At 72.2% G+C, this 302-nt stretch carries 1 protein-coding gene; it reads left to right on the top strand.

Annotated features, from left to right (window positions below; all coding sequences use genetic code 11):
- Nucleotides 1-302: methylmalonyl-CoA mutase family protein (locus IO29_RS31360; protein ID WP_037840715.1), on the top strand; the 302-nt coding region annotated here is incomplete at both ends.

Raw genomic sequence — 302 nt, 5'->3', positions numbered from 1 at the left:
CAGCTGACCGCGCAGCAGCCGGAGGTCAACCTGGTGCGCGTCGCGGTGCAGGGCCTGGGCGCGGTGCTGGGCGGCACCCAGTCGCTGCACACCAACAGCTTCGACGAGGCCATCGCCCTGCCCACCGACAAGAGCGCCCGCCTGGCCCTGCGCACCCAGCAGGTCCTGGCCTACGAGACCGACGTCACCGCCACCGTCGACCCCTTCGCCGGCTCCTACGTCGTGGAGCGGATGACCGACGACGTCGAGACGGCCGCACGCGAGCTGATGCGCAAGGTCGAGGACCTCGGCGGCGCCGTCGA

The sequence above is a fragment of the Streptomyces sp. NRRL F-6676 genome (assembly GCF_000725625.1).
Classification (GTDB): domain Bacteria; phylum Actinomycetota; class Actinomycetes; order Streptomycetales; family Streptomycetaceae; genus Streptomyces.
Note: the sequence above shows the minus strand (reverse complement) of the source record. Positions and strands in the feature narration are given on the sequence as shown.